Source organism: Halobacteriovorax sp. RT-2-6 (assembly GCF_047085025.1).
Taxonomy (GTDB): Bacteria; Bdellovibrionota; Bacteriovoracia; order Bacteriovoracales; family Bacteriovoracaceae; genus Halobacteriovorax_A.
In genome coordinates, this window is sequence record NZ_JBKIYH010000003.1 from 345,293 (window position 1) to 351,367 (window position 6,075).

A 6,075-nucleotide genomic window follows, 5' to 3' on the forward strand; every position below is an offset into this window, starting at 1 on the left:
TTTTAAGATAACTTTTAGGAGAATATAAAATGGCATTTTTCGAGCAACATATTCACTCAGAGCCAAAGACTTTCATCTCAAAGTATATTTTTTCTTATGATCACAAAGTGATCGGAAAACAATTTCTTTGGTACGGAATCATTGGTCTAGGTTTAGGTGGGATGATGGCCCTTATGATTCGCTGGACACTAGCGTTTCCTGGAGAGGCATTCCCAATTCTAGGTAACTTACTTTTCCCTTCAACAGGAGGAGTTGTTCCACCAGATACGTACGCGATGCTTTTCACTATGCACGGTACGATCATGATTTTCTACGCAATTACACCAATTCTAATTGGGGCGTTCGGAAACTATCTTATCCCATTACAAATTGGGGCAAGAGATATGGTCTTCCCATTACTTAATATGCTTTCTTTTTGGATTGCAGCTGCATCAGCGTTAATCCTTGTTGCTTCTCTGTGTTTACCACTAGGTGCTGCAGCAGGTGGTTGGACTTCGTACCCAACTTTATCAACGCTAATTGGTTCACCAGGGGCCGGGCAAACTCTTTGGACTCTTGCTCTTTTCCTTCTTGGTGTATCTTCAACGATGGGTGCGGTTAACTATATTACAACTGTTATCGTTCTTAGAGCTCCAGGTATGGGATACTTTGATATGCCACTATCTGTTTGGGGTCTATGGCTAACAGCTATTTTAAACGCAATTTTCCTTCCAGTACTTGGTGCAGGTCTTTTACTTCTATTATTTGACCGTGTATTTGGAACAACTTTCTTCCTTGCTGGTGCTGCTGCAACAACAGGAACAGGTGATCCTATCCTTTACCAACACGTATTCTGGATCTTTGGTCACCCTGAAGTTTATATCCTTATTCTTCCTGCGTGGGGGATTGTATCTGACTTACTTTCTTTCTTCGCTAGAAAACCAGCATTTGGTGCGAAAGCAACTGCGCTTTCTATGACTTCGATTACAATTCTTTCAACAATTGTATATGGTCACCACATGTATACGACTCAAATGAGTCCACTTTTAACTCAAACTTTCATGACTCTTACAATGACGATCTCAATTCCATCTGCAATTTTCTTTGCAAACTGGTTAGGGACAATTTGGAAAGGATCAATCAAGTTTGATACGCCAATGATTTTCTCTCTTGGTGTTGTATTCGTTTTTGGTCTTGGTGGTCTAACAGGTCTATATCTAGCAACTGTTACAACTGACCTTTACCTACACGATACATACTTTGTAGTAGGTCACTTCCACTATACGATGGCAGCTTCTGTTCTTCTTGGTGGATACGCAGCAATTTATTTCTGGATGCCAAAAATGTTTGGTAAATTCCTGAATGAATTCTGGGGTAAAGTGCACTTCTGGATCACAATGATTGGTCTAAATGGTGTATTCATGGGAATGATGATTGTTGGATACGCAGGTATGCACAGACGTCTTTATAACCCATTTGTTTACGAATTTATGGAAAGACTAATCCCAATTAATGCATTTGTTACTTACTCTGCACTACTAATGGGTCTTGGACAAATTCCATTCGTAATCAACTTTGTTTACACAATTTTCTTTAAGAAAGAAAAAGAGCCAGTATCTGACAACCCTTGGAATGTTGGTACTCTTGAGTGGACAATACCATCACCAGCACCAGTGTATAACTTTAAAGAGATTCCTGTTGTTAAGTGTGGACCACACGAACTAGGAAACCCAAATCTTCCAGAAGGTAAGGATTTCCAATATCAAACTGAAGAAATAGTTGAGGCATAATTAGAATGAACCAAGTAATGACAAACAAAGATTTTGAAGCAAAACAGCTCACATCATCAATCGCGATGATTGTGCTTCTTGTTTCATTTACAATGCTCTTTGCTACGATGTTACTTGGTTTTTCTGTTTACCGTTTAACTGTTGATGTATGGCCACCAATGGGAATGCCGAGAATTCCTCTAACACTCCCTATGGTCAGTACAATAATAATTGCGTTAAGTTCTGTTGCTTTAGTGCTGTTTGAATCTGCATTCAATAAGCACAATACTAAGGCCATGAGAGTTTATTTCGCATTAACTTATTTATTAGGTCTTGGTTTCATGTTTGTTCAATGGCAACTTTGGAACTCAATGGCAGCGATGGGACTTCAAGCTTCTGGCGGAGTATTCCCATCTTTATTTTATGCACTTACTTGGACTCATGCTGCGCATATTGTTCTAGGTTTAATTGCACTTTTATTTCTTCTTCCTGTTTCAATGAAAGGTTACAGTATGGAGAAAGTAACTTGGGTACAGAATGTATCTAAGTTTTGGCACTTTTTAGGTGTCGTTTGGTTAGTAATGTTTATCGTTATGTTTGTATTTTAAGAGGATAGCTATGAAGAAAATGGCATTAACTTTAACAGCAATGTTTACAATTTTATCTTTGGTTTCTTGCCAGGAAAACCACTTCAAAGAAGATAAAGTATTCGCAGGTGGCCTCTATGTTAAGAAAGATGTTCTTAATAGAGGGAAGCAAATTTACACTGAATACTGTATGCCTTGTCACGGTGTTGACGGTGATGGAAAAGGTGTTGCAGCTAAGGCAATGAAAGTTCCACCACGTGACTTTACTAAAGGTGTCTTCAAGTTTGGAGAAGTTGAAGCGGGAACTCTTCCACACGATAAGCACTTCTACAAAATCTTAGAGAAGGGTCTGCATGGTACGGCAATGCTTCCATGGGATCTAACTGAAGATCAAATGTTTGAAGTTGTTCAATACATTAAAACTTTTGCTCCATCAGTATGGGAAGGTAAAGATAAGGAACTTGGAAAACAAGTTACTCTTGGTAAAAACCCTTACGGTGTAGCTCACGTTAAGTCTGCTATTGAAGAAGGTAAGAAAGTTTATCACGCAGATGCAATGTGCTGGTCATGTCACAGAGCTTACGTTCCTAAGGATGAGCTTGCGAAGCTTACTGGTATGAGCGCGAGTGATTTCTCTGATAGTGATTATCAATCAAAGCTTCAAGAAACTGAGTGGGGATTCAAATCACTTCCACCTGATTTCACTTGGAATACGATTCGTTCGGCAGATACAGTTGAAGAAATTGCTCTTCGTTTAGCTGCAGGTGTTGGTGGAACAGCAATGGCCGCTTGGAAAGGAACACTTACAGATGATCAAATCTGGGCAGTTGCTCACTACGTAGAGTATCTTAAGAACTTAAAAGACACAGAAGCTCGTAAAGAGTTACTTGATCGTATTAAGAATCAATAAGAATCAACAGAGTTAAATAATGACTAGTTTAGGTATAAAAAGATCAAATTCACTAATCGAAACGCTTGTCTCAAAGAAAGCGTTTTGGTTAGTATTTGTTTTATATTTCTTCTCAGTACCTTTTTTCAAATCAGTATTTAGAGAATTACCTCCTGAACTTCCAGTCATGAAACAATTACCAGCTTTCTCACTTACTAATAGTTTTGGAAAAACATTTGGATCAAAAGAATTAGAAGGGCGTGTTTATATAGCAAACTTCATTTTCACTAATTGTCCGTCTAGCTGTCTTAGGTTAACGGAAGAAATGCAAAAGATTCAAAAGAGAGTAAGAGGACTTGGGCAAAAGGTTGCACTTGTATCTTTTACTGTTGATCCTGAAACGGATAATCCTAAAACACTATTTAAGTATGCAAGAAAACATCAAGCAAATCCTTATATTTGGACTTTCTTAACTGGAAAGACTGAAGATATGCAATCTACAATAGTAGATGGCTTCGGTACTCAGATGGGAAAATTACAAGAAGTTGAGGCCAATGTTAACGGTGAAAAGGTAACAATGCTTGATATTGCACACTCTGAAAAACTTGTTCTAGTTGATGGACATGGTAAAATCAGAGGGTATTACGATTCAACAAGTAAAGATATTAATAAGCTAATGATTGATCTTGGTTTATTAGTTAACAAAGAACAGTATTTAAAAAATTAATTAATTATAAATGGAGAATAAAATGGCTGAAGGCGCACATCATTCACACAAGAAATTATATATTTTCATTTTCTTCGTACTGACGTTTTTAACAGCTGTGGAACTAATCATTCCAGGTATGACAAATATTGCAAAGTTTTATCGCGATAGTGCTCTAGTACTTTTAGCTCTTGGAAAAGCTTTCTTAGTTGCTTACTACTTTATGCACTTAAATGAAGAAACTAAATGGACACGTTTTATTGCTGCAATTCCAATTTCAGCAGGTGTTTATGCTACTGTGCTTATTTTAGAATCAATGTTTAGATAATTAGACACAAAGGAGTTTGTATGTCTGAAAACACGAATACGACTACACAACAAGTACCAACTAAAGAGCCATTACCAGTAAAAGATGGACAATTTACTGCGAAAACAAGTTGGATCATTGGATTTTTAATTGTTGGGCTCCTGATTTTAAAAACATTCATTTATACAAAAGATAAAAAAAGACATGGAAAATAAAAAAAGCCTGCAGAATATGCAGGCTTTTTTTTTAGTTTTTTAAATAAGTTGAACAAGAAATCTTTTGCCCTTATTCCTTCTTTCCCCAAAACGAAACAGTTGTTTACAAACACACCGACGCCATAACCCAGACGATTTTCAATCGTAAGAAATTTTTAAAAGCAACTAGAGTGTTTTAATTCTTTATCAGAAAAAAAATCAAAAAATATGTACTGAAATCTTTTGATAGCTCTTCTTGAGTTGCAATTGATAAAGTTAATTTTAATTTTATATATAAAAAGCTTTCTTCTTCTTTCGAATGCATTCCTTTATCTCCATGCCTAAACAGTGGTGGAGAAGTTATTCAGTTCTAACTTTATAAATTATTTAATTTATGAACATATTTAGAAAGTGTGTTTGTTAGTTTTAAATTTTTTCTCTTTCAGTAAAGAAGAAATAAAAAATGTAATGATTGTTTTTGTTAAACTATTATTTGTAAAAGTGGTTACGCTTACACATTATCTTATATTACTTGTAATAGCTTTAAACCCGGTTTTGTCTGCATTATATAAGTGATAAGAGCAATTTAATTTTTCTAAATTTTAGCTATGATTTCTAAGCTAATAAGTAAAAAAAACCTGCAAACTGCAGGTCTTTTAAAATTAAAAAAAGTTTTTCTTATTCTAGGTATTCAATACTGATAATTTTATCACCGGCTTTAATCTTTTTTAAGATGTCTAATCCATCTACTACTTGCCCGAAGACAGTATACTTACCATCTAAGTGAGGAAGTGCTGTTAGTGCTATATAGAATTGAGAATCAGCACTATTTTCATCTGTTAAAGTACGGGCCATGGCCATTGTTCCAGCAACATGACTTATATTATTAAATTCTGCCTGGATTTTTTTGCCTGAACCGCCATTACCAGTGCCTGTAGGATCCCCTGTTTGTACTACAAAGTTAGGAATTACTCGATGAAAGCCCAATCCATCATAAAAACCACTTTGAATTAACTGAATTAGGCGTGCAACCGTATTAGGAGCCTTTTTAGGATAGAATTTAAAGGTAATATTACCGTGTGAAGTCTTAATAATTCCTTCAGATTCAGATAATCCAGTACGATCTACATTTATTTTAAAGACATCAACCTTTTTGTCCGATACTTCTTCCTGTGTTTTTATATCGCTATTCTTGCTACAACTTAAAAAGATGCATAGAAATAGTGAGATTCTTACAAGCTTTACAATAGTCATTATTGAAATTCTCCTTTGCATAATGAAATTATGATAGGAAATTAAAAAAAATGCAAAAAAAGTAAAAAAAAAGAAAAAACAGTGTTGACATATGAAACGAGGTCACATAAATTACGTTTCACCTTGAGAGATGAACGAAACAAATCAACTGCTTAAAACAGATGATGAGTTATCTTGTGGGCGTGTAGCTCAGTTGGGAGAGCACCTGCTTTGCACGCAGGGGGTCGCAGGTTCGACTCCTGTCATGTCCACCATTTATTTCAAGAGGCTCTTTAACATTCAAATAAAGTAATAAGGATTTGCTGCTTAGGTAGCAAACAAGATGAGAAGAAATCCAAAATAAGTTTTAAACGGTTTTTGAAAGATCTGACGTAACTGAATCATTGAAGT

7 protein-coding genes and 1 tRNA gene are annotated in these 6,075 nt (G+C 35.8%); 7 read left to right on the forward strand and 1 reads right to left on the reverse strand.

Annotated elements, in window-relative coordinates; all coding sequences use genetic code 11:
• The first annotated feature begins 29 nt into the window (after positions 1-29).
• The 6 genes from ACMAYS_RS15540 to ACMAYS_RS15565 are packed head-to-tail and all read left to right on the forward strand — an operon-like array spanning position 30 to position 4,452.
• Entirely contained in the window at positions 30-1,769 is a 1,740-nt protein-coding gene (locus ACMAYS_RS15540) for a cbb3-type cytochrome c oxidase subunit I (RefSeq protein ID WP_103218389.1), read from the forward strand.
• Positions 1,770-1,774: 5 nt separating this feature from the next.
• Positions 1,775-2,356 carry a heme-copper oxidase subunit III gene (locus ACMAYS_RS15545; RefSeq protein ID WP_103218388.1) on the forward strand — a complete coding sequence of 194 codons (582 nt, stop codon included), beginning with the start codon at positions 1,775-1,777 and terminating at the stop codon, positions 2,354-2,356.
• Positions 2,357-2,366: 10 nt separating this feature from the next.
• Positions 2,367-3,245, forward strand: a complete 879-nt coding sequence (locus ACMAYS_RS15550; protein ID WP_103218387.1) for a c-type cytochrome — start codon at positions 2,367-2,369, stop codon at positions 3,243-3,245.
• Positions 3,246-3,264: 19 nt separating this feature from the next.
• Positions 3,265-3,951 (forward strand): SCO family protein, encoded by a 687-nt coding sequence (locus ACMAYS_RS15555; protein ID WP_103218386.1) that lies wholly within the window; start codon positions 3,265-3,267, stop codon positions 3,949-3,951.
• Between the two features lie 22 nt (positions 3,952-3,973).
• Positions 3,974-4,258 carry a cytochrome C oxidase subunit IV family protein gene (locus ACMAYS_RS15560; protein WP_158246900.1) on the forward strand — a complete coding sequence of 95 codons (285 nt, stop codon included), beginning with the start codon at positions 3,974-3,976 and terminating at the stop codon, positions 4,256-4,258.
• 20 nt (positions 4,259-4,278) lie between these two features.
• A complete protein-coding gene (locus ACMAYS_RS15565) occupies positions 4,279-4,452 on the forward strand; it encodes a hypothetical protein (RefSeq protein WP_158246899.1) in 174 nt (57 codons plus the stop codon).
• Positions 4,453-5,109: 657 nt separating this feature from the next.
• Here the strand turns inward: ACMAYS_RS15565 and ACMAYS_RS15570 are convergent.
• On the reverse strand, positions 5,110-5,685 hold the full coding sequence (locus ACMAYS_RS15570; RefSeq protein ID WP_392993681.1) for a peptidylprolyl isomerase: 576 nt from the start codon (positions 5,683-5,685) through the stop codon (positions 5,110-5,112).
• 178 nt (positions 5,686-5,863) lie between these two features.
• Here ACMAYS_RS15570 and ACMAYS_RS15575 point away from each other — a divergent pair.
• A tRNA-Ala gene (locus tag ACMAYS_RS15575) sits at positions 5,864-5,939 on the forward strand.
• The last annotated feature ends 136 nt before the right edge of the window (positions 5,940-6,075 follow it).